Origin of the sequence: Helicobacter pylori SA37A (genome assembly GCF_000476015.1) — a bacterium.
GTDB lineage: Bacteria > Campylobacterota > Campylobacteria > Campylobacterales > Helicobacteraceae > Helicobacter > Helicobacter pylori_DB.
Genome location: NZ_CBOO010000005.1, coordinates 24,478 through 48,496 on the forward strand (window position 1 = coordinate 24,478; position 24,019 = coordinate 48,496).

The following is a 24,019-nucleotide window of genomic DNA, read 5'->3' on the forward strand; positions in this document are numbered from 1 at the left end:
TAATCCTTGACTTATCATCGGTTGCATAACTACAGGCTGCATGGCACAAAGTATTATAATATAAAAATTGAGAATCACCCCACGCTTTGGCTTGGCTAGTAGTCAAGTCTTTAGTTATTAAGCCTTTATTGGGTAAAAACACTCTCATGCTAGTATTTTCACTCCGTTTAAGCCCCAATGATGCTTGGTGTTGAAATGGAATGATAGGGTTTGACTAATTCATACCTTCTAAGTCTTCTGATATTGACTAAGGCGGTATTGGCTGAAATGGCTTGTGTCATGCTGCTTGTGGGGCGCAAAGAAGTGAGCGTATTCACATGCCCCGCATTGCATCGTGGGTTTCTAACCCTCACATCTTCTGGGTCATACCACGCCCCTTTTTGGATACTCAAAACCCCTTGACGGATATTCTTAGTTACAAACGCCCCTGCTAACAACCTCCCCCTAGCGTTAAACACTTCTACAATTTCACCATGCCTAATGCCTAATTTATTAGCGTCTAGTTCGTTGATCATTACAGGTTCTCTGCCTTGAATTTTATACACATTCCTAACCCAAGTGTTATCAAGCTGTGAATTGACACGGTATTTTGGGTGCGGAGAGATTAAATGGAACGGATAAATCTCAGCCATTTTAGAGCCTAGCCACTCAGCTGGCTCAAACCAAGCAGGATGCCCTTTAAAATCGGCCAGTTTAAAATCCGCGCATTTTTGAGAAAAAATTTGAATTTTCCCGCTCTCTGTATCCAGTTTATTGTTAATAGGGTCTTGCCTGAATTTCGCATGACGCACAAACTTTCTCGCATTTTCAGGGATTTCAAACTCCACAAAGCCATCCCTCCAAAACTGATCAAACGATTTCAAAGTAGGGCCATCGCTTTTTTCATAAAGGCCCTTAATCCATTCCATGTAACTCTTAGATTCAGTGAATTTCTGCTCTGTTTCATTGCCCCCAATGCGCAAAGCAAGCTGCCTGAAAATCTCATAATCGTCTTTGGATTCATAAACAGGCTCTACCACTTTACGCATGGCATAAACCACATTCTTAGAATAACTCCCTCCAAAAGTAATATCATCTCTTTCCATAGTGCTAGTGGAAGCAAAGACAATATCAGCAAATTTCGCTGTAGGCGTCCACCAAGGCTCATGCACGATCACGCAATCTAAGGTCCTTAAAGCGCGAATCAGCTCGTTTGTATCAGCTTCATGCCCCAACAAATCCGTCCCGCAATTGTAGATCATTTTGATTTTAGGCAATTGGAGTTTTTTACCCATAAAATCAATTTCTTTATCCGGATTTAAAATCGCTTCAGAAATTCTAGATGCTGGAATAACGCTTTTTACAGAATTATGCCCTTGCGAAATCATAGGAACAATTCTTGCCCCAGAGCTTGCTTGAGCGTTTCCTCCATAATGCATAGAAAAGCCAAAGCCCCCACCCGATAAGCCCACTTGACCAATCATGCTGGCTAGAACAATTAACGCCCAATCAGGTTGCTCGCCATGCTGAGCTCTTTGCATGGCCCAATTACCCGCTAAAAAAGTGCGCTTAGAGACAAATAAATCCGCTAATTCTTTGATTTTTTCTGCGCTCACTCCAGTGATTTGAGACGCCCATTGTAAATTCTTAGGTGCATTATCGCTCTCTCCTAGCAAATAGGGTAAAAATTTATCAAAACCATCAGTGTATTTAGCGATAAACGCTTTATCATATTGATTGCTCGTATAAAGATAATGCATCATGCCTAACATTAACGCTACATCAGTGTTAGGGCGAATGGGTATCCATTCAGCATTAAAGGCTTGAGCGGTTTCGGTATAAATGGGATCAATACTAATGAATTTAATACCGGCTCTTTTATACTTAGGGTAGTAGCTGTCATTGACATGGTTTGGCACAAAATAATCAATGCGGTTGCACTTGAGTAAATCCGCCCCCCACATGACATACACCTTACAATTTTTAATCATCTCTTCATGCGTGGTTTGTTGCGAATAAACTTCCATATCCCCTACAATCATAGGGTTTATTCTTGCGGCCGCGCCATTACTATATTCCCCATCAGTGCCAATAGCCCCCCCTAAAGTCGTATTAAAAAAACGCCATGTTAAATGATGACAACGATGCAAGCTGCCCGCATGCCCCCAGCCACCATAACTGGCGTTATAAATGTTTTCTTTAGGGATTTCTTTAAGCTTTTTAGCCGCTAAATCCAACGCCACATCCCAACTCACGCGCACAAACTCTTCTCTCCCGCGCAATTCTTTGTGGTTTTTTTTGTTTTCTAAGAAACTCTTACGCACGCAAGGATACTTCACCCTACTATCTGAATACACCCTATCTGCCATCGCTTTTAACATCATGGTAGGGTTATAATCGCTCTTTTGGGGGACAATATCTTTAATCACTCCATTTTGAACCTTTGCGATAAAGGGGCCAAAATGCGTTGCATGCGGAATGGATTCTACTTTTTCAAAAACACCAACAGCTTTCAAACAATTAGCACTAGCGAGCGCAATTGGGATTTTTGTTAGGATACTTCTGCGTGAAATGGACATGGTTCTCCTTCAAGCTTGCATTCTGTTAAAACACCCCAAATTCTAACACATATTCACCTAAAATTACCGCTAATAAGCCCTCATCATAGGCGTTAATTTAAACTACTTTTTATTCATGTTGCTCATGTCAGCGACTTTCCCCCACATCAAGCGGTATTTCCTCTTCATAAATTCAATTTCTTCTCTCGCTTGATTGAGTTCATCGCGCAAAAGATCAATGGTTTTTTTATCTTCTTCATAGACTTCTTGCATAGAGATTAAAGCGTCTTTTAAAAACATGTTTTCATTTTTAAAGGCTGAAATCGTTTCATCTTTAGCGCTAATGACTTTATCATGCAAATTTAAAATCGTGTTAATGGTCTTTTCCACAAACACAGGCTCTAAAGAACACCCGTTCATATCCATAGAAATCAAATTATTTTCTACCTTTTTAATTAAAGCGTTTGTCCCGCTGCTCGCATCAATTAAAAGCTTGTTGTGGCTTATTTTGCTCTTGATTTTACCAAGATTCACTAATTCTAAAATCCTTTCTTTAGGAAGCCCTGAAAGGCGGCTAAACTCTTCTAATTCAAGCCATGCTAAAGCGCTCAAATCTTCTAAAACCACCGGCTCTTTAGACTCTTTTTCTTTATCCTCTACTTCTTGCTCATTTTGTTGTGTCGCTTGCGCTTTATTCAAATCTAAAATATCCAAATTTTTCCTTAAAAATAGTTTTAGCTTAACGCAATTTTTTAACCGCTTTTTTCAAGCTGTCTAGCAAATAATCAATATCGTTTATGGAATGCGTGAAGTGCAAGCTCACTCTAAGCCATCCGGGTTTAGCGTTAAAATCGCTTGACTTTTGAGCGTTAAGATTCAATAAATCATGCCCATAAGGCCCCGCGCAAGAGCAACCTGCCCGGGTCTCAATAGCGTATTCATAGCTTAAAACTCTCGCTAAATCATAGGGCGAAATCCCGCCAATATTAAAAGCCACTACCCCCACCCGATGCGCTGTTAAATTCCCATAAATATTAATAGCGGGCAAGTCTTTTAAGCCATGCATAAGCACTCTTAAAAGGTTGTTTTCTTTCTTATGGATAAAATCCAAACCGCATTCATCTCTCAATTGATACGCTAGAGCGCTCCTGTAAAATTGCAACAATCCTGGCGTGCCAAACTCTTCTCTTAAAGGCAATTCATCAATAAATTCATGCCGTGTGCGGTTAGCGTATTTAATCACACCCCCTGCGCTAAAACTCGGAGGGATTTGCGTGTCAATCAGATCTTTAGAAATGCCTAGAAGACCGCACCCTCCAATACCCCCTAAAAGCTTATGAGGCGCATAAAAACCGGTTTGGTATTCGCAATCCTTAGGGTTAGCATGCGCGCTAAAATTCGCTAAATCCAAAGCCAAAGCGGCCTTATATTTCTTGCACAATGATGAAACTTCTTTTAAGGGCGTAAGCAGTCCGGTTACATTAGAAGCCGCACTCATAGAAACCAGGCTGTTAGGGGATTTTTTTAAAGTTTGCTCTAAAATTTCTAAATCCAATAAACCATGTTCATTTAAAGGGATACGCACCACTTCACACAAGCCTTCACGCCAGCTAATCTCATTAGAATGATGCTCATAAGGCCCTACAATCACACGCTTTAAAGCCATATCTTTCAAATACGGCTCTAAATTTTTCTTCGTTTTTGAAGGGATACACACCCCTAAAATTTCTTGAAATTTCTTAATCGCTGAACTCGCCCCATACCCTGTGCTCAAGACGCAATGATTAGCGCTCAAATTTAAAGAACGCTTCAACTTTTCTTGGCACTCTTTTAAAAGCATGCCCATTAAAATCGCATGTTTAGAAGCGACAGAATGAGCGTTCGCGTAATAAGGCAGTAAGGATTTCACGCGCTTTTCCACTAAAACGCTCGCTAAACCTGAAGCCCCCCAGTCAAAATAAGACACCCCTTTTTTTAAAATAATGCTGGATTTAACCTGCTCTAAAGGGCTCTCGTTAGGGTTGAGTAAGGGGGCAAAACTCCTATTTAAAAACGCTTGCACGAAATACCACCAACGCTTTTAATGTTTATCTCCGCTTAAAATATGAAAATGCAAATGCATCACCTCTTGCCCGGCGTTTTTACCCACATTGGTTAAAAGCTTGTAACCCTTCTCTTTGATGCCTAATTTTTCCACCACTTCAAAAATAAAACTTGTCATTTGTGCCATAAGCTCTGGGGTGATGCCATTAAAATCCTGAATGCTTTGTTTGGGGATCACTAACGCATGCACTTTAGCTTTAGGGTTAATGTCATAAAAGGATAAAAAACGATCGTTTTCTAAAATCTTAGAACAAGGGATTTCGCCTTGGATTATTTTTTCAAACACATTCATGCTTTTTTGCTCCCTTTTAAGGTTTTTCTTTTATTAAAGTTGTATTATAGCTTTTTAAAAATAAAATATAAGGATCGTTATTGCACACCTTAATAGAACGCTTAGAAAAGGTTACTAACAGCAAAGAATTAGAAGAAGCGCGCTTGAATGCTTTGGGTAAAAAGGGGGTTTTTGCGGATAAATTCAACCAGCTCAAAAATCTAAACGGCGAAGAAAAAAACGCCTTTGCTAAAGAAATCCACCATTATAAGCAAGCGTTTGAAAAAGCCTTTGAATGGAAAAAAAAGGCTATTATAGAGCTTGAATTAGAAGAACGCTTGAAAAAAGAAAAAATTGATGTGAGTTTGTTTAACGCTATCAAAACAAGTTCTTCTCACCCTTTGAATTATACTAAAAATAAAATCATTGAATTTTTTACCCCATTAGGATACAAGCTTGAAGTCGGCTCTTTAGTGGAAGATGATTTCCATAATTTCAGCGCTTTAAACTTGCCCCCTTACCATCCTGCAAGAGACATGCAAGACACTTTCTATTTTAAAGATCACAAGCTTTTAAGGACCCACACTTCGCCCGTGCAAATCCACACCATGCAAGAACAAACCCCACCCATTAAGATGATTTGTTTAGGCGAAACCTTTAGGCGCGATTATGACTTGACCCACACGCCCATGTTCCATCAAATTGAAGGGCTTGTCGTGGATCAAAAAGGGAATATCCGTTTCACGCACTTAAAGGGTGTGATCGAAGACTTTTTGCATTATTTCTTTGGCGGCGTGAAATTAAGGTGGCGCTCTAGCTTTTTCCCTTTCACAGAGCCAAGCGCTGAAGTGGATATTAGTTGCGTGTTTTGCAAGCAGGAAGGCTGTAGGGTTTGCTCGCACACAGGCTGGCTAGAAGTGTTGGGCTGTGGCATGGTCAATAATGCGGTGTTTGAAGCCATAGGGTATGAGAATATGAGCGGGTTTGCTTTTGGCATGGGGATTGAAAGATTAGCCATGCTGACTTGTCAAATCAATGATTTGCGCAGTTTCTTTGAAACTGATTTGAGAGTGTTGGAGAGCTTTTAATGAAACTGAGCGTCAATGATTTGAATGTTTTTGTCAATACGCCTAAAGATATAGCCAAACTCTGTGAAAATTTGAGTCGCTTAGGTTTAGAAGTGGAAAGCTGTATCCCTTGTATCGCTCCTAAAAATGTGGTTGTGGGTAAGGTTTTAGAAAAAGCCCCCCATAAAAACGCTGAAAAACTCAGCGTGTGTCAAGTGGATGTGGGCAAGGAAGTGTTGCAAATCGTGTGTGGGGCTAAAAATGTCGCGCCAAACCAATTCGTGCCAGTCGCTTTAAACGGGGCACTAATCGGATCAACAACCATCGCTAAAACGGAGCTTAGGGGGGTTGAAAGCTGTGGTATGATTTGCTCTAGTAGCGAATTAGGCTTCCCTAAAATCAATGATGGCATCTTGGAGTTAGATGAGAGCGTTGGGGAGTTGGTTTTAGGGAAAGAACTAAATGAATACGCCCCTTTCAACACGCATGTTTTAGAAATTTCATTGACTCCCAATCGTGGGGATTGCTTGAGTGTTTTAGGTATTGCCAGAGAAATTAGCGCCTTTTATCACACGCCCCTAAAACCTATCAAGGCTTTAAATTTTACGCCAAAAAGCGGTTTGATCACGCTTAGTGCGGGTGAAAATATTGAATCGCATCTGGCTTATTATTTGGTTTGCAATCATTCTTTAAAAACCCCTTTAAATATCAAGCTTTCGCTCGCTCATAATAACGCCTTGAGTGAGAACGATCTGAACAATTTCATAGAATTTAGCACGCATTTTAGTGGGGTAATATTGAACGCTCATAGCCTGAATAAAACCCCTATGGATTTGAGCGTGAAAAACGATAAAAACAACCTTGAAAGCGTTTATATCAACCATCAAAAACGCTCCATTATCGCTATCAAGCATCAAGTTCAAAAAGATTTGAGCGAGTGTTTGCTTTTAGAAGCGAGTTATACTGATCCGATAAGCCTGTCTTTAAAATTACACGCCCTAAAAGATAAAACGCTTCAAAAAGACAACGCCCTTATTTATAGAAGCGCTAGGGGGAGTAACCCTAATTTATCAGACGGCTTGAATTTTTTAAGCACTCATTTGAAAGCCACGATTTTAGAAAGCAAACAAACTGAGCATTCTTTAAAAGATCGCACCCTTACATTCCAGCTTGAAGACATTACTGAAATTTTGGGGCTTGCTGTAGAGAAAGAAAAAATTCAAAGCATTTTAAAAAATTTAGGCTTTAAAGTCAGCACAAAAGAGCCAAACTCAAACCCCCCAATTTTAGAGGTTATTGCGCCAAATTTCAGGCATGACATTAAAACGATCCAAGATATTGCTGAAGAAATCTTGCGCTTTGTAGGGATTGATCATTTGATTTCAAAGCCTCTTCATTGTGTCAGTAGCAAAAATTCAAACCCCCATTATGACACGCACCGCTTTTTTGAAAACCTTAAACACAAGGCCCTCGCTTGCGGTTTTAAAGAAGTTATTCATTATGTGTTTTACTCTAAAGAAAAACAGCAAAAACTAGGCTTTGAAGTTTTAGAAGATTCTCTAGAATTGCAAAACCCTATCACAACGGATCTCAACACCCTAAGAACGAGCCTTGTTTGCGGGCTTTTAGACGCTAGTTTAAGGAATAAAAATTTAGGGTTTAAAAGCATCGCCCTTTATGAAAAGGGGAGCGTGTATAACTCTAAAAGAGAAGAAATCCAAAAACTAGGCTTTTTAGCGAGCGGCTTACAAAAAAAAGAAAGCTATCCTGACGCTAAGGGCAAGGCGTGGGATTTTTACTCTTTCGCTGAATGCGTTTCAAAAGTTATAGGGGATTTCAGCCTAGAAAAACTAACCACTCAAACCCCCATTAACCACCCCTACCAGAGCGCTAAAATCATTCAAAACAATGAAATCATAGGCGTGATCGCTAAAATCCACCCTAAAGTGATCCAGGAATTGGATTTGTTTGAAAGCTATTACGCTGAGATAGACGCTTCTAAACTCAAACGCCCTGCCATGCTGTTAAAACCCTTTAGCATTTACCCTAGTAGTGTGAGGGATTTGACTCTCATCATTGATGAAAATACCGCTTTTAGTGGGATTAAAAAAGCCCTAAAGGACGCTCAAATCCCTAATTTAAGCGAGATTCTACCTCTTGATATTTTTAAAGAAAGCGATAACACCATAGCCTTAAGCGTGCGTTGCGTGATCCATTCTTTAGAAAAAACCCTAAATGATGAAGAGGTCAATTCAGCCGTGCAAAAAGCGCTTGAAATTTTAGAAAAAGAATTTAACGCCCGCCTTAAGGGATAATATAAAGGATAATATGTGATAGAGCTTGACATTAACGCTAGCGATAAATCGCTCTCGCACAGAGCCGTTATTTTTAGCCTGCTCGCTCAAAAGCCTTGTTTCGTGCGGAATTTTTTAATGGGAGAAGATTGTTTAAGCTCTTTAGAAATCGCTCAAAATTTAGGGGCTAAAGTGGAAAATACCGCTAAAAATTCTTTTAAAATCACGCCCCCAACGGCTATAAAAGAGCCTAACAAGATTTTAAATTGCAACAATTCTGGCACCAGCATGCGTTTATACAGCGGGCTTTTAAGCGCTCAAAAAGGCCTTTTTGTTTTAAGCGGGGACAATTCCTTAAACGCACGCCCCATGAAAAGAATCATTGAGCCTTTGAAGGCTTTTGGGGCAAAGATTTTAGGGAGAGAGGATAACCATTTCGCCCCCTTAGTGATTGTAGGGAGCCCTTTAAAAGCTTGCCATTATGAAAGCCCTATCGCTTCAGCTCAAGTCAAAAGTGCTTTTATTTTAAGCGCCTTACAAGCTCAAGGCGCAAGCACTTATAAAGAAAGCGAGCTTAGCCGTAACCACACAGAAATCATGCTTAAAAGTTTGGGGGCTAACATTCAAAATCAAGACGGCGTTTTAAAAATTTCACCCCTAGAAAAACCCCTAGAAGCTTTTGATTTTAAGATAGCCAATGATCCGTCTAGCGCGTTTTTTTTCGCTCTCGCTTGCGCGATTACGCCAAAAAGCCGCCTTCTTTTAAAAAATGTCTTGCTCAACCCCACTCGCATAGAAGCTTTTGAAGTATTGAAAAAAATGGGCGCTTCCATAGAGTATGCGATTCAATCCAAAGATTTAGAAATGATTGGCGATATTTATATAGAGCATGCCCCTTTAAAAGCGATCGCTATTAATCAAAATATCGCTAGTCTTATTGATGAAATCCCTGCTTTAAGTATCGCTATGCTTTTTGCAAAAGGCAAAAGCATGGTTAAAAACGCTAAAGATTTACGAGCCAAAGAAAGCGACAGGATTAAAGCGGTTATTTCTAATTTCAAAGCTTTAGGGATTGAGTGCGAAGAGTTTGAAGACGGGTTTTACATAGAGGGATTAGAAGATATAAGCCCATTAAAACAGCGCTTTTTTCAAAAAAAACCCCCCCTTATTAAAAGCTTTAATGACCACAGGATTGCGATGAGTTTTGCTGTTTTAACTTTAGCGTTGCCTTTAGAAATTGATAATTTAGAATGCGCAAACATTTCTTTCCCGCAATTCAAACGCTTACTCAATCTATTCAAAAAAGGGAGTTTTAATGGAAATTAAAATGGCTAAGGATTATGGTTTTTGCTTTGGCGTCAAAAGAGCGATACAAATCGCTGAAAAAAATCAAAACAGCTTGATTTTTGGCTCGCTCATTCATAACGCTAAAGAAATCAATCGTTTGGAAAAAAACTTCAATGTGAAAATTGAAGAAGACCCTAAAAAAATCCCTAAAAATAAGAGCGTGATCATAAGAACCCATGGCATTCCTAAGCAGGATTTAGAATACTTGAAAAATAAGGGGGTCAAAATCACTGATGCGACTTGCCCGTATGTGATCAAACCTCAGCAAATTGTGGAATCCATGAGCAAAGAAGGGTATCAAATCGTGCTTTTTGGGGATATTAACCACCCTGAAGTCAAGGGCGTGATAAGCTATGCCACTAACCAGGCTTTAGTCGTCAATTCGTTAGAAGAATTGCAAGAAAAAAAGCTCCAACGGAAAGTGGCTTTAGTTTCTCAAACCACCAAACAGACCCCAAAACTCTTGCAAATCGCTTCCTATTTAGTGGAAAGATGCACTGAAGTGCGTATTTTCAACACGATTTGTAACGCCACTTCCTACAACCAAAAAGCCGCTTTGGATTTGAGTAAGGAAGTGGATATTATGATAGTCGTGGGTGGTAAAACTTCTTCAAACACCAAACAGCTCCTAAGCATCGCCAAACAGCATTGCAAAGACAGCTACTTGGTAGAAGATGAAAACGAATTAGAGTTAGCGTGGTTTAAGGATAAAAAATTGTGCGGGATTACCGCTGGGGCTTCCACGCCGGATTGGATTATAGAAAATGTCAAGCAAAAAATTAGCACGATTTAACACATTTTGAAAATTTTCTTTAAAAAAACCGCTTATTGTTAATTTTTAAACGATTTTGTAAGCTAAAAAAGGATACAATGCCCTTAAGGATTTTATATTTATTTTATAGTAAGGCAGTCAATGAGCAAGATAGCAGATGATCAGAACTTTAATGACGAGGAGGAAAACTTCGCAAAACTCTTTAAAAAAGAATTAGAAAAAGAAGAAACCCTAGAAAAAGGCACTATCAAAGAAGGGTTAATCGTTTCCATCAATGAGAATGATGGGTATGCCATGGTGAGCGTGGGCGGTAAGACAGAAGGCCGTTTGGCTTTAAGCGAGATCACCGATGAAAAGGGGCAGTTGCTGTATCAAAAAAATGACCCCATTGTCGTGCATGTGTCCGAAAAAGGCGAGCACCCTAGCGTTTCTTACAAAAAGGCCATCTCCCAACAAAAGATTCAAGCTAAAATTGAAGAATTGGGCGAAAACTATGAAAACGCCATTATTGAGGGCAAGATTGTAGGCAAGAATAAAGGGGGCTATATCGTGGAGTCTCAAGGCGTGGAGTATTTCCTCTCCCGCTCGCACTCTTCTTTAAAGAATGACGCAAACCACATCGGCAAACGCATTAAAGCGTGCATCATTCGTGTGGATAAGGAAAACCATTCTATCAATATTTCTCGCAAACGATTCTTTGAAGTCAATGACAAACGGCAGCTTGAGGTTTCTAAAGAATTGTTAGAAGCTACAGAGCCGGTGTTAGGGGTTGTGCGCCAGATCACCCCTTTTGGCATTTTTGTAGAAGCTAAGGGGATTGAGGGCTTGGTTCATTATTCTGAAATCAGCCATAAAGGACCAGTAAACCCTGAAAAATACTACAAAGAGGGCGATGAAGTCTATGTCAAAGCCATCGCTTATGATGCAGAAAAAAGACGCCTTTCGCTCTCCATAAAAGCGACTATAGAAGACCCATGGGAAGAGATCCAAGACAAGCTAAAACCCGGATACGCCATTAAGGTGGTGGTGAGCAACATTGAACATTACGGGGTGTTTGTGGATATTGGTAATGATATTGAAGGCTTTTTGCATGTTTCTGAAATCTCTTGGGATAAAAATGTCAGCCACCCTAGCCATTACTTGAGCGTGGGGCAAGAGATTGATGTGAAGATCATTGACATTGATCCTAAAAACCGCCGCTTAAGGGTTTCTTTAAAACAACTCACTAACAGGCCTTTTGATGTTTTTGAATCCAAACACCAAGTGGGGGATATTGTAGAGGGCAAAGTGGCGACTTTAACGGATTTTGGGGCGTTTTTGAATCTGGGTGGGGTGGATGGCTTGCTCCACAATCACGACGCTTTTTGGGATAAAGATAAAAAATGCAAAGACCACTATAAAATTGGCGATGTGATCAAAGTGAAAATCCTTAAAATCAACAAAAAAGACAAAAAGATTTCTTTGAGCGCGAAGCACTTGGTGACTTCCCCTACAGAAGAATTCGCTCAAAAGCATAAAACAGACAGCGTGATTCAAGGCAAAGTGGTGAGTATTAAGGATTTTGGCGTTTTCATTAATGCTGATGGCATTGATGTGCTGATCAAAAATGAAGATTTGAACCCCTTGAAAAAAGATGAAATCAAAATAGGGCAAGAAATCACATGCGTGGTGGTTGCGATTGAAAAGTCTAACAACAAGGTGCGTGCTTCTGTGCACAGGTTAGAGCGCAAAAAAGAAAAAGAAGAATTGCAAGCTTTTAACACGAGCGATGATAAAATGACTTTAGGGGATATTCTTAAAGAAAAACTCTAAAGAGTGATTTTAAAAGCATGAGAATGGCATGAGATTTAAGGGTGTTGTTGCTTTTATTTTCTTAGCTGTCGCTCTTGGCGTTTTAGCTTATTTGTTTTTAAGTATTAAAAAAGAAATGCCCGCTACTTCTCATGCAGATAAAAGCCTCTCTCAAACAGATGCAAAAAGCCATGAAATCAACCTAGAAGAAAGCCCCAATAATCCTAATACCCCTAACGATGAAAAAGCCTCCCATAACGAAGAAGATCGTAATAACGCCCTTTCTCAAAATCTTGATGCTCAAGAATCTATCAATTACCCTGTTATAGAGCATCATTTTGAAATCCCTTTTGAAGAAAAAAAAAGGGAATATTCAAAGCTTATCATTAAGGATTTAAAGGACTATCAATGGTGGTGTTTAAAAGAAATCCTTAAAAAAGAACAAATTGATTACGCTTACGATAACACCAAAAACCAATCCAATCTCATCATCTATTTAGACAAAAACAAAAAAGAACGCTTTTTAGCTGATTTAGACTATTATAAAATACGCTATCATGCTGTTTTTTAAATTCAAAGGATAAAAATGTATCAAGTAGCCATTTGCGACCCCATCCATGCTAAAGGCATTCAAATTTTAGAAGCTCAAAAAGACATTGTCTTGCATGATTATTCCAAATGCCCTAAAAAGGAGCTTTTAGAAAAACTCACTCCCATGGATGCACTCATCACTCGCAGCATGACCCCTATCACAAGCGATTTTTTAAAGCCCCTAACCCACTTAAAATCCATCGTGAGAGCGGGCGTGGGAGTGGATAATATTGATTTAGAAAGTTGCTCTCAAAAAGGGATTGTAGTGATGAATATCCCTACCGCTAACACGATTGCCGCTGTGGAATTGACCATGGCGCATTTGATCAATGCAGTGCGCTCGTTCCCTTGCGCGAACGATCAAATCAAACACCAACGGCTATGGAAAAGAGAAGATTGGTATGGCACGGAATTGAAAAATAAAAAACTAGGCATCATTGGTTTTGGAAACATTGGCTCTAGGGTGGGCATTAGAGCAAAAGCTTTTGAAATGGAAGTCCTAGCCTATGATCCTTATATCCCTTCTTCAAAAGCCACTGATTTAGGGGTCATTTACACAAAAAATTTTGAAGATATTTTGCAATGCGATATGATCACTATCCACACCCCTAAAAATAAAGAAACCATTAACATGATAGGCGCTAAAGAGATTGAACGCATGAAAAAAGGGGTTATTTTGATCAATTGCGCTAGGGGCGGGCTTTATAATGAAGACGCTCTTTATGAAGCTTTAGAAACCAAAAAAGTGCGTTGGCTTGGCATTGATGTCTTTTCTAAAGAGCCTGGCATTCATAACAAGCTTTTAGACTTACCTAATGTGTATGCGACCCCCCATATTGGCGCGAACACTTTAGAGTCCCAAGAAGAAATTTCCAAACAAGCCGCTCAAGGGGTTATGGAATCTTTAAGGGGTTCAAGCCATCCGCATGCTTTGAATTTACCCATGCAAGCTTTTGATGCAAACGCAAAAGCCTACTTGAATTTAGCGCAAAAACTGGGTTATTTTTCCAGTCAAATCCATAAGGGCGTGTGCCAAAAAATTGAGCTTAGTCTTTGTGGGGAGATCAACCAATTTAAAGACGCCATTGTCGCTTTTACACTAGTAGGGGTGTTAAAACCCGTTGTAGGGGATAAAATCAATTACATTAACGCCCCCTTTGTGGCTAAAGAAAGAGGCATTGAGATTAAGGTTAGCCTTAAAGAAAGCGCTTCGCCCTATAAAAACATGCTCTCTTTAACTCTAAATGCGGCTAATGGCGCAATCAGCGTGAGCGGCACGGTGTTTGAAGAAGATATTTTAAAACTCACTGAGATTGATGGATTCCATATTGATATAGAGCCAAAGGGTAAAATGCTTTTATTTAGGAATACGGATATTCCAGGCGTTATTGGGAGCGTGGGGAATGCGTTCGCTAGGCATGGCATTAATATCGCTGATTTTCGTTTGGGGCGTAACACGCAAAAAGAAGCCCTAGCGCTCATTATTGTAGATGAAGAAGTTTCTTTGGAAGTTTTAGAAGAGCTTAAAAACATTCCTGCATGCTTAAGCGTTCATTATGTGGTTATTTAAGGTAGTTGGATGCGAGATTTTTTAAAGCTTTTAAAAAAACATAATGAATTAGAAATCATTGACACCCCCCTTGAAGTGGATTTAGAAATCGCTCATCTGGCCTATATAGAAGCGAAAAAGCCTAATGGAGGCAAAGCCCTTTTATTCACGCAACCCATAAGAAAAGAGCATGACCAGATCAAAACCTTTGGCATGCCTGTTTTGATGAACGCTTTTGGCTCTTTCAAACGCTTGGATCTTTTGTTAAAAACCCCCATAGAAAGTCTGCAACAACGCATGCAAGCTTTCTTGCACTTTAACGCTCCTAAAAATTTCACTGAGGGTTTGAAAGTCTTAAAAGATTTATGGGATTTAAGACACATTTTCCCTAAAAAAACCACTCGCCCTAAAGATCTCATCATCAAGCAAGACAAAGAAGTCAATTTGTGGGATCTACCCGTTTTAAAAACTTGGGAAAAAGATGGCGGGGCTTTTATCACTATGGGGCAAGTCTATACCCAAAGCTTGGATCATAAAAAAAAGAATTTAGGCATGTACCGCTTGCAAGTTTATGATAAAAACCATTTAGGCTTGCATTGGCAAATCCATAAAGACTCCCAACTCTTTTTCCACGAATACGCTAAGGCTAAAGTCAAAATGCCTGTCAGTATCGCTATTGGTGGGGATTTGCTCTATACATGGTGCGCGACAGCCCCCTTACCTTATGGGATTTATGAACTCATGCTCTATGGGTTTATGAGAGGAAAAAAAGCGCAAGTGATGCCATGCTTGAGCAATCCTTTGAGCGTGCCAAGCGATTGCGATATTGTGATAGAAGGGTTTGTGGATTGCGAGAAATTAGAGCTTGAAGGGCCTTTTGGGGATCACACTGGCTATTACACCCCCATTGAGCCTTATCCTGTTTTAGAAGTCAAAACCATTAGCTATAAAAAAGATTCCATTTACTTAGCCACTGTGGTGGGTAAGCCCCCTTTAGAAGACAAATACATGGGGTATTTGACTGAACGCTTGTTCTTGCCCTTGCTTCAAATGAACGCCCCCAATCTCATAGATTATTACATGCCAGAAAATGGGGTATTTCATAATTTGATTTTAGCCAAAATACACACGCGCTATAACGCTCATGCCAAGCAAGTCATGCATGCTTTTTGGGGCGTGGGGCAGATGAGCTTTGTCAAGCATGCGATTTTTGTCAATGAAGACGCTCCTAATCTAAGGGACACCAACGCTATCATTGAATACATATTAGAAAATTTTTCTAAAGAAAATGCGCTCATCTCTCAAGGCGTATGCGACGCACTAGATCATGCAAGCCCTGAATACGCTATGGGGGGGAAACTCGGTATTGATGCGACCTCTAAAAGCAATACCCCCTACCCCACGCTTTTAAACGATAGCGCCTTATTAGCACTTTTACAAGATAAAATGCAAAATATCGTTCTTTTGAAGCAATATTACCCGCACACTCGTAACCCCATTTGCGTGATTAGCGTGGAAAAGAAAGATAAAAGCGTCATTGAATTGGCTAAAAACTTGCTCGGTTTTGAAGAGCATTTACGCATCGTCATCTTTGTAGAGCATACCAGCAACGATTTAAACAACCCTTACATGCTGTTATGGCGCATCGTTAATAATATTGACGCCAAGCGCGATATCCTCACCTCTAAACATTGCTTTTTTATAGACGCTACCAATAAGGGCGTTATGGACAAACATTTTAGAGAATGGCCCACCGAAACCAATTGCTCCATGGAAGTCATAGAAAATTTGAAAAAGAAAGGGCTTTTAAAAGATTTTGAAACTTTGAACCAAAAATTCCACCTCACGCATTCTTTTAGCACGCATCAACAAGAGCTGTAAAGAAGAGTTATGTTATAAAGAAGAGTTATGACAGATTATAGCCAAAGGATTGATACCCTCATCACCAAAATAGAAAAGGCCCGCACCGCCTATTCAAGACACCATATTGTCAAAATCGTGGCTGTTTCAAAAAACGCTCCCCCAGAAGCTATCCAACATTACTACAACTGCTCTCAAAGGGCTTTTGGAGAAAATAAAGTTCAAGATTTAAAAACTAAAATGCATTCTTTAGAGCATTTGCCCCTTGAATGGCACATGATAGGCTCTTTACAAGAAAATAAAATCAATGCGCTTTTGAGTTTAAAACCCGCTCTTTTGCATTCTTTAGACTCTTTAAAACTCGCCCTAAAAATAGAAAAGCGTTGCGAAATATTGGGCGTCAATTTAAACGCTCTTTTACAGGTTAATAGCGCGTATGAGGAAAGTAAAAGCGGGGTGGTGCCTGAAGAAGCACTAGAAACTTATTCTCAAATCAGTGAAACTTGCAAGCATCTCAAGCTTAAGGGGCTGATGTGTATAGGGGCGCACACTGATGATGAAAAGAAAATTGAAAAATCCTTTATCACCACCAAAAAGCTTTTTGACCAAATAAAGAATGCGAGCGTTCTTTCAATGGGCATGAGTGGTGATTTTGAATTAGCGATTGCTTGCGGGGCGAATCTTTTAAGGATTGGCTCTTTTTTGTTCAAAGAGTAAGATGCTAGAAACTTATGTGCTTAAAAATGGGGCTGTTTTTATCTCTGATGCGCATTTTTTGCCCAAAAGCCCTCATTTAATCCATACGCTTAAAGAACTTTTAAGCGCCAAACCCCCACAAGTCTTTTTCATGGGCGATATTTTCCATGTTCTTGTGGGCTATTTACCCCTAGATAAAGATCAGCAAAAAATCATTGATTTAATCCATGCGTTAAGCGAAATTTCACAGGTCTTTTATTTTGAAGGTAACCATGATTTTTCCATGCGTTTTGTATTCAATTCCAAAGTGATGGTTTTTGAGCGCCAAAACCAGCCCGTATTATTCCAATACGATAACAAACGCTTTTTACTAGCCCATGGGGATTTATTCATTACTAAAGCGTATGAATTTTACATCACGCAGCTCACTTCCACTTGGGCTAGATTTTTTTTAACTTTTTTAAATTTATTAAGTTTTAAAACCTTATACCCTTTTTTGAAAAAACGCATCTATCAAAAACCCATCCGCCTTTGGGAATTAGATCCAAAAGAATTAAAAGCCTTTATTGAAAAGCGCCTAAAAGCCTATCAAAACTACATTAAAAATCTTAACATTGGTAGCATTGACGGCATTATAGAGGGGCATTTTCACCTCAAAAGCGGCGCAAAAATCCCCTTGAATGCGCCGATTTATTGCCCACTGCCCTCCTTTTATTACGAACAAAGCCTTTTTAAGGTATCATCAAGCGTTTTAGAACCATCTCAAAATAAGGACGCCTAAATCATGGCAGAAAAAACAGCTAACGATTTAAAACTAAGTGAGATAGAACTCGTGGATTTTCGTATTTATGGCATGCAAGAGGGCGTCCCTTATGAGGGGATTTATGGCATTAATGTGGCTAAAGTCCAAGAAATCATCCCCATGCCCACCCTTTTTGAATACCCCACGAATTTGGATTACATCATCGGCGTGTTTGATTTGCGCTCCACGATCATTCCGCTTATTGATTTGGCTAAATGGATAGGGATTGTCCCGGATAAAAGCAAGGAAAACGAAAAAATCGTCATTATCACTGAATTTAACAACATTAAATTGGGCTTTTTAGTCCATTCGGCTAGGCGTATCAGGCGCATTAGCTGGAAAGATGTGGAGCCTGCATCCTTTAGCGCCTCTAATAGCATCAATAAAGAAAATATCACCGGCACGACCCGCATTGAAAACGACAAAACCCTGCTTATTTTGGATTTAGAAAGCATTTTAGACGATTTAAAACTTAATGAAGACGCTAAAAACACTAAAGATACCCCTAAAGAGCGTTTTGAAGGCGAAGTGTTGTTTTTAGACGATAGCAGAACGGCGAGGAAAACCTTAAAAAACCATTTGAGCAAATTGGGTTTTAGCATCACGGAAGCTGTGGATGGGGAAGACGGGTTGAACAAATTAGAAATGTTATTCAAAAAATACGGGGACGATTTGAGGAAACATTTGAAATTCATTATTTCAGATGTTGAAATGCCTAAAATGGATGGCTATCATTTCTTATTCAAGCTCCAAAAAGACCCTAGGTTTGCTTATATTCCTGTGATTTTTAATTCTTCTATTTGCGACAATTACAGCGCTGAAAGGGCTAAAGAAATGGGGGCTGTAGCGTATTTAGTCAAGTTTGACGCAGAAAAATTCACCGAAGAAATTTCTAAGATTTTAGACAAGAATGCATAATTCTTTTTATAAAATTGTAAAATACTCTTATCTCAAACGCTAAAAAGGGTTTTAAATGGATGATTTGCAAGAAATAATGGAAGACTTCTTGATTGAAGCCTTTGAAATGAACGAGCAATTGGATCAGGATTTAGTGGAATTGGAGCATAACCCTGAGGATTTGGACTTGCTCAATCGCATTTTTAGAGTGGCCCACACCATTAAAGGCTCTAGCTCATTTTTGAATCTTAATATCCTCACGCACCTCACGCACAACATGGAAGATGTCTTAAATCGCGCCAGAAAGGGCGAAATCAAGATTACGCCTGATATTATGGATGTCGTGTTGCGCTCCATTGATTTGATGAAAACCTTGCTCGTAACGATTAGAGATACCGGATCAGATACCAATAACGGCAAGGAAAACGAGATTGAAGAAGTAGTCAAACAGCTTCAAGCCATTACGAGCCAAAATTTAGAGGGTGCTAAAGAAACTTCAGGGGCTAAAGAAGCCCCAGAAAAAGAAGTAAAAGAAGAAATTAAAGAAAAAGCGAAAGAAGAAGTTAAAGCAAATAAAACCCCTACTGCAGAAAACCCCGCAAGCGATAACCCGCTAGCCGATGAGCCGGATTTGGATTACGCTAACATGAGCGCTGAAGAAGTGGAAGCGGAAATTGAACGCCTGCTTAACAAACGCCAAGAGGCCGATAAAGAACGAAGAGCCCAAAAAAAACAAGAAGCCAAACAAGAAGTTACCCCAACAAAAGAACCCCCCAAAACAGAAACTCCTAAAACAGAAACTCCTAAAACAGAAACTCCTAAAGCCCCTAAAACAGAAACTAAAGCTAAGGCTAAAGCCGATACTGAAGAAAATAAAGCCCCCTCTATTGGCGTGGAGCAAACCGTTAGGGTGGATGTGCGCCGCTTGGATCACTTGATGAATTTAATCGGTGAGCTTGTGTTAGGAAAGAATCGCTTGATCAGGATTTATGGCGATGTGGAAGAACGCTATGATGGGGAAAAGTTTTTAGAGGAATTAAACCAGGTGGTCTCTTCTATTTCGGCGGTAACGACAGACTTGCAACTTGCGGTGATGAAAACCCGGATGCAACCAGTGGGCAAAGTGTTCAATAAATTCCCTCGCATGGTAAGGGATTTGAGCCGGGAATTAGGCAAAAGCATTGAATTAATCATTGAGGGCGAAGAAACCGAGCTTGATAAATCCATTGTAGAAGAGATTGGCGATCCGCTCATCCATATTATCCGCAACTCATGCGATCATGGGATTGAGCCTTTAGAAGAAAGAAGAAGGCTTAACAAGCCTGAAACCGGTAAAGTGCAATTGAGCGCGTATAATGAGGGTAACCACATTGTGATTAAAATCTCTGATGATGGCAAAGGGTTAGACCCTGTGATGCTTAAAGAAAAAGCGATTGAAAAAGGGGTGATTAGCGAAAGAGACGCTGAAGGCATGAGCGATAGGGAAGCGTTTAACCTCATTTTCAAACCAGGCTTTTCTACCGCAAAAGTCGTTTCCAATGTTTCAGGCAGAGGCGTGGGCATGGATGTGGTGAAAACCAATATTGAAAAGCTCAATGGGATCATTGAAATTGATTCAGAAGTGGGGGTAGGCACGACTCAAAAGCTTAAAATCCCTCTCACTCTGGCTATCATTCAAGCTTTACTCGTGGGCGTTCAAGAAGAATATTACGCTATACCGCTTTCTTCAGTTTTAGAAACCGTGCGCATCAGCCAAGATGAAATCTACACCGTTGATGGCAAGAGCGTGTTGCGTTTGAGGGATGAGGTGCTTTCTTTGGTGCGCCTTTCTGATATTTTTAAAGTGGATGCTATTTTGGAATCCAACTCAGATGTGTATGTGGTCATCATTGGCTTGGCTGATCAAAAAATTGGCGTGATTGTGGATTATTTAATCGGTCAAGAAGAAGTGGTCATCAAATCTTTAGGTTACTATCTTAAAAACACTAGAGGCATTGCTGGCGCTACGGTGAGAGGCGATGGGAAAATCACTCTCATTGTAGATGTGGGAGCGATGATGGATATGGCAAAAAGCATCAAGGTCAATATCACTACCTTGATGAATGAATCCGAAAACACGAAGAGCAAAAATTCCCCTAGCGATTATATTGTCTTAGCGATTGATGACAGCAGCACGGACAGAGCGATTATCCGCAAATGTTTAAAACCATTAGGCATCACGCTTTTAGAGGCCACTAACGGGTTAGAAGGCTTAGAAATGCTTAAAAATGGCGATAAGATTCCGGACGCTATTTTAGTGGATATTGAAATGCCCAAGATGGACGGCTACACTTTCGCTTCTGAAGTGCGTAAATACAATAAATTCAAAAATCTGCCTTTGATCGCAGTAACCAGTCGGGTAACCAAAACCGATAGGATGCGCGGCGTTGAATCCGGCATGACTGAATACATCACCAAACCTTATAGCGGTGAGTATTTAACCACCGTAGTGAAGCGCAGCATTAAATTAGAAGGAGACCAATCGTGAGCAACCAATTAAAAGATTTATTTGAAAGACAAAAAGAAGCTAATGCAGGTTCTAAACCAGAAGACAATGAAGAAATTTTGCAATTCATTGGCTTTATTATTGGCGATGAAGAATACGCCATTCCCATTTTGAATATTTTAGAAATCGTCAAACCCATTGGTTACACGCGAGTCCCTGAAACCCCAAACTATGTGCTTGGCGTGTTCAATTTAAGGGGTAATGTCTTCCCTTTGATCAGTTTGCGTTTAAAATTTGGCTTGAAGGCTGAAAAACAAAACAAAGACACTCGTTATTTGGTGGTGCGCCATAACGATCAGATCGCTGGATTTTTCATTGATCGCTTAACTGAAGCCATTCGCATCAAGCAAACGGATATTGACCCGGTGCCAGAAACTTTGAGCGATAACAACAATTTAACCTATGGCATTGGGAAACAAAACGACAGACTCGTAACCATTTTAAGAGTGGAAGAAATCTTAAAGAAAGACTTTTAAAAATTTTAGTTTATCCATAGCCCCTATGGGCTTTGAGAAAGACCTACCCCATTAAAAAGCTTGATTTTAATCAAGCGGTAATGTTTGATTCAAAACAGAGTTTTTTTAATCTTTTCTTTTAAAAATAGCGTGAAAATTTTTTAAACGGATTTAAAAAGAACCTCTCATTTTTTAGTCTTTATCACCAACGCTTTTTAACAAGTGGGGCTTTTTGCGTTGAGATTCACTAAATTGTAGCCCCCTCCTTTTAAGGATTTCCTATTTCAACACTTTTAAAAGCGCTTCATAATTGGGCTCTTCTAAAATGTTTTGAACGATTTCTTTATAGATAACCACTCCCTTATCATCAAGAACAAACACCGATCGAGCGAGTAAGCCTTGAAAAGAGCCTTTGCCCAACAGCACGCCGTAATTTTCCCCAAAAGCCTTATACCTAAAATCGCTTAAGATTCTTAAGTCCTTAATGCCTTCAGCGCCGCAAATTTGTCCTTGAGAAAAAGGTAAGTCCATAGAAATAACGCTAAAACTCACAGAGGGCAGTTTACCGGCTTGCTCATTAAAGTGTTTGGCTTGGAGCAAGCAAACCGATCCGGTTAAACTAGGAAGCGCGCTAACGACCTGAAAACGCACGCCTTGCTTCAACAAATTGACTTCTTGCAAATCGCCATTGACCAATTTCACATCAGGGGCTTTATCGCCCACTTTCAAGGCTTTCCCTTCTAATTGGTATGTTTCTTCTTTAAAAGTAACTTTTTGCATGGTTAAATCCTTTCTAATTGAATTGCTATATTGCGTTAGAATAGTAGCCCATTAAGATTAACTTTTAACAAGTTTAAAGAGAATTTGTTTAAAAAGTTGTTTTCATTTTAAAAAACCCCTTAAAATCTACAAAATTTGCATAACGATCCATTTTTAAGAAAAGATTTACCAAAAAGTATTAAAAAATGATTACAATACGGCTATCTGATCACAAGGAGAAAACATGTTTACATTACGAGAGTTGCCTTTTGCTAAAGACAGCATGGGAGATTTTTTAAGCCCTGTGGCGTTTGATTTCCACCATGGGAAACACCATCAAACTTATGTGAATAATTTGAACAACCTTATCAAAGGCACGGATTTTGAGAAAAGTTCTTTGTTTGATATTTTGACGAAGTCTAGCGGAGGCGTGTTTAATAACGCCGCTCAAATTTATAACCACGATTTTTATTGGGATTGCCTAAGCCCCAAAGCGACCGCTTTAAGCGATGAGTTAAAAGGGGCTTTAGAAAAAGATTTCGGATCGTTGGAAAAATTTAAAGAAGACTTCATTAAGAGCGCGACCACTTTGTTTGGCTCTGGTTGGAATTGGGCAGCGTATAATTTAGACACTCAAAAAATTGAAATCATTCAAACGAGCAACGCTCAAACCCCAGTTACGGATAAAAAAGTGCCGCTTTTAGTGGTGGATGTGTGGGAGCATGCTTATTACATTGATCATAAAAACGCGCGCCCTGTGTATTTGGAAAAATTCTATGGGCATATTAATTGGCATTTTGTTTCTCAATGCTATGAGTGGGCGAAAAAAGAAGGCTTAGGCTCAGTGGATTACTACATCAATGAGTTGGTGCATAAAAAAGCTTAAGCGTTACGGCTATTGTGGTTTAAAGATTTTTAAACCACGCTTCTTTTTTGAATGAAAGACACTCTGTTTAATGAATCTCTAAACAAACGCTTTTGTTTTGATGAGAAAGTCGCCCATGTTTTTGATGACATGCTGGAGCGTTCCATCCCCTATTATCATGAAATGTTGAATCTAGGGGCGTATTTTATCGCTCAAAATTTAAAAGAAAATATCTATCCTAAGCCCTTATCTAAGCCCTTGATTTATGATTTGGGCTGTTCTACCGGAAACTTTTTTATTGCGCTTAACCAACAAATCCAACAGGATATTGAGCTTGTAGGGATTGACAATTCCATGCCCATGCTCAAAAAAGCGCAAGAAAAATTAAAAGATTTTAACAATGTCCGTTTTGAATGCATGGATTTTTTAGAGGTTGAGTTTAAAGAAGCGAGCGCGTTTTCATTGCTTTTTGTGTTGCAATTTGTCCGCCCCATGCAAAGAGAGGTGTTGCTCAAAAAGATTTATAACAGCCTTGCGTTGAATGGGGTTTTATTGGTGGGCGAAAAGATCATGAGCGAAGATCGGATATTAGACAAGCAAATGATAGAGCTATACTACCTTTATAAACAAAATCAGGGCTATAGCCACAATGAAATCGCTTTCAAAAGGGAAGCGTTAGAAAATGTGCTTGTGCCTTATAGTTTAAAAGAAAATGTCGCTCTTTTAGAAAGCGTGGGGTTTAAGCATGTGGAAGCGCTGTTTAAATGGGTGAATTTCACGCTGTTAGTTGCCAGAAAAACATGAGTTTTTTGAAATAA

The 24,019-nt window shown here is 39.6% G+C and carries 20 protein-coding genes; 15 read left to right on the forward strand and 5 right to left on the reverse strand.

The window, feature by feature from the left end:
* Nucleotides 1-167 precede the first annotated feature (167 nt).
* The 4 genes from QT76_RS03575 to QT76_RS03590 form a co-directional block, all read right to left on the reverse strand.
* Nucleotides 168-2,558: a molybdopterin guanine dinucleotide-containing S/N-oxide reductase gene (locus QT76_RS03575; RefSeq protein ID WP_033616625.1), complete on the reverse strand. Its 2,391-nt coding sequence runs from the start codon at nt 2,556-2,558 to the stop codon at nt 168-170.
* 102 nt (nt 2,559-2,660) lie between these two features.
* Nucleotides 2,661-3,251 carry a DUF3972 domain-containing protein gene (locus tag QT76_RS03580; RefSeq protein ID WP_033616626.1) on the reverse strand — a complete coding sequence of 197 codons (591 nt, stop codon included), beginning with the start codon at nt 3,249-3,251 and terminating at the stop codon, nt 2,661-2,663.
* 25 nt (nt 3,252-3,276) lie between these two features.
* The gene (locus QT76_RS03585; RefSeq protein WP_033616628.1) at nt 3,277-4,599 is read right to left on the reverse strand and encodes an aminotransferase class V-fold PLP-dependent enzyme; all 1,323 of its coding nucleotides are present in this window, start codon (nt 4,597-4,599) and stop codon (nt 3,277-3,279) included.
* Between the two features lie 18 nt (nt 4,600-4,617).
* Nucleotides 4,618-4,932, reverse strand: coding sequence for a histidine triad nucleotide-binding protein (locus tag QT76_RS03590; protein WP_001100337.1), 315 nt, complete (start codon nt 4,930-4,932; stop codon nt 4,618-4,620).
* A gap of 80 nt (nt 4,933-5,012) precedes the next feature.
* On the opposite strand from QT76_RS03590, the gene pheS reads away from it, so the two are divergent.
* The 13 genes from pheS (at nt 5,013) to cheW (ending at nt 21,598) form a co-directional block, all read left to right on the forward strand.
* A complete protein-coding gene (gene pheS / locus QT76_RS03595) occupies nt 5,013-5,999 on the forward strand; it encodes a phenylalanine--tRNA ligase subunit alpha (protein ID WP_033616629.1) in 987 nt (328 codons plus the stop codon).
* Entirely contained in the window at nt 5,999-8,293 is a 2,295-nt protein-coding gene (gene pheT / locus QT76_RS03600) for a phenylalanine--tRNA ligase subunit beta (protein WP_033616630.1), read from the forward strand. The genes pheS and pheT overlap by 1 nt, the downstream gene beginning before the upstream one ends.
* A gap of 15 nt (nt 8,294-8,308) precedes the next feature.
* Nucleotides 8,309-9,598, forward strand: coding sequence for a 3-phosphoshikimate 1-carboxyvinyltransferase (gene aroA, locus QT76_RS03605; RefSeq protein ID WP_033616631.1), 1,290 nt, complete (start codon nt 8,309-8,311; stop codon nt 9,596-9,598).
* Nucleotides 9,588-10,412, forward strand: coding sequence for a 4-hydroxy-3-methylbut-2-enyl diphosphate reductase (locus QT76_RS03610; protein WP_000403575.1), 825 nt, complete (start codon nt 9,588-9,590; stop codon nt 10,410-10,412). The genes aroA and QT76_RS03610 overlap by 11 nt, the downstream gene beginning before the upstream one ends.
* A gap of 120 nt (nt 10,413-10,532) precedes the next feature.
* Nucleotides 10,533-12,203, forward strand: a complete 1,671-nt coding sequence (locus QT76_RS03615) for a 30S ribosomal protein S1 (RefSeq protein WP_000033988.1) — start codon at nt 10,533-10,535, stop codon at nt 12,201-12,203.
* Between the two features lie 28 nt (nt 12,204-12,231).
* Entirely contained in the window at nt 12,232-12,753 is a 522-nt protein-coding gene (locus QT76_RS03620) for a hypothetical protein (RefSeq protein ID WP_033616632.1), read from the forward strand.
* A 15-nt stretch (nt 12,754-12,768) separates the two neighbouring features.
* Entirely contained in the window at nt 12,769-14,343 is a 1,575-nt protein-coding gene (gene serA / locus QT76_RS03625; RefSeq protein ID WP_033616633.1) for a phosphoglycerate dehydrogenase, read from the forward strand.
* 9 nt (nt 14,344-14,352) lie between these two features.
* Complete coding sequence (locus QT76_RS03630; RefSeq protein WP_033616634.1) at nt 14,353-16,203, forward strand: menaquinone biosynthesis decarboxylase; 1,851 nt, start codon at nt 14,353-14,355, stop codon at nt 16,201-16,203.
* Nucleotides 16,204-16,230: 27 nt separating this feature from the next.
* Entirely contained in the window at nt 16,231-16,899 is a 669-nt protein-coding gene (locus QT76_RS03635; RefSeq protein WP_033616635.1) for a YggS family pyridoxal phosphate-dependent enzyme, read from the forward strand.
* A gap of 1 nt (nt 16,900) precedes the next feature.
* A complete protein-coding gene (locus QT76_RS03640) occupies nt 16,901-17,659 on the forward strand; it encodes a UDP-2,3-diacylglucosamine diphosphatase (RefSeq protein WP_033616636.1) in 759 nt (252 codons plus the stop codon).
* Nucleotides 17,660-17,662: 3 nt separating this feature from the next.
* Complete coding sequence (gene cheV3 / locus QT76_RS03645) at nt 17,663-18,598, forward strand: chemotaxis protein CheV3 (RefSeq protein WP_033616637.1); 936 nt, start codon at nt 17,663-17,665, stop codon at nt 18,596-18,598.
* Nucleotides 18,599-18,653: 55 nt separating this feature from the next.
* Complete coding sequence (gene cheAY2 / locus QT76_RS03650; RefSeq protein ID WP_033616638.1) at nt 18,654-21,104, forward strand: chemotaxis histidine kinase/response regulator CheAY2; 2,451 nt, start codon at nt 18,654-18,656, stop codon at nt 21,102-21,104.
* Nucleotides 21,101-21,598, forward strand: a complete 498-nt coding sequence (gene cheW, locus QT76_RS03655) for a chemotaxis protein CheW (protein WP_000070757.1) — start codon at nt 21,101-21,103, stop codon at nt 21,596-21,598. Before cheAY2 ends, cheW begins: the two co-directional genes overlap by 4 nt.
* A gap of 258 nt (nt 21,599-21,856) precedes the next feature.
* Here cheW and tpx read toward each other — a convergent pair whose 3' ends face one another.
* Nucleotides 21,857-22,357, reverse strand: a complete 501-nt coding sequence (gene tpx / locus QT76_RS03660) for a thiol peroxidase (RefSeq protein WP_001174636.1) — start codon at nt 22,355-22,357, stop codon at nt 21,857-21,859.
* 223 nt (nt 22,358-22,580) lie between these two features.
* Here tpx and sodB point away from each other — a divergent pair, with 223 nt between their 5' ends.
* Together sodB and cmoA are read left to right on the forward strand one after the other, a co-directional pair.
* The gene (gene sodB / locus QT76_RS03665) at nt 22,581-23,222 is read left to right on the forward strand and encodes a superoxide dismutase [Fe] (RefSeq protein ID WP_000494629.1); all 642 of its coding nucleotides are present in this window, start codon (nt 22,581-22,583) and stop codon (nt 23,220-23,222) included.
* A gap of 51 nt (nt 23,223-23,273) precedes the next feature.
* Entirely contained in the window at nt 23,274-24,005 is a 732-nt protein-coding gene (gene cmoA / locus QT76_RS03670) for a carboxy-S-adenosyl-L-methionine synthase CmoA (RefSeq protein WP_033616639.1), read from the forward strand.
* Nucleotides 24,006-24,019: the final 14 nt, after the last annotated feature.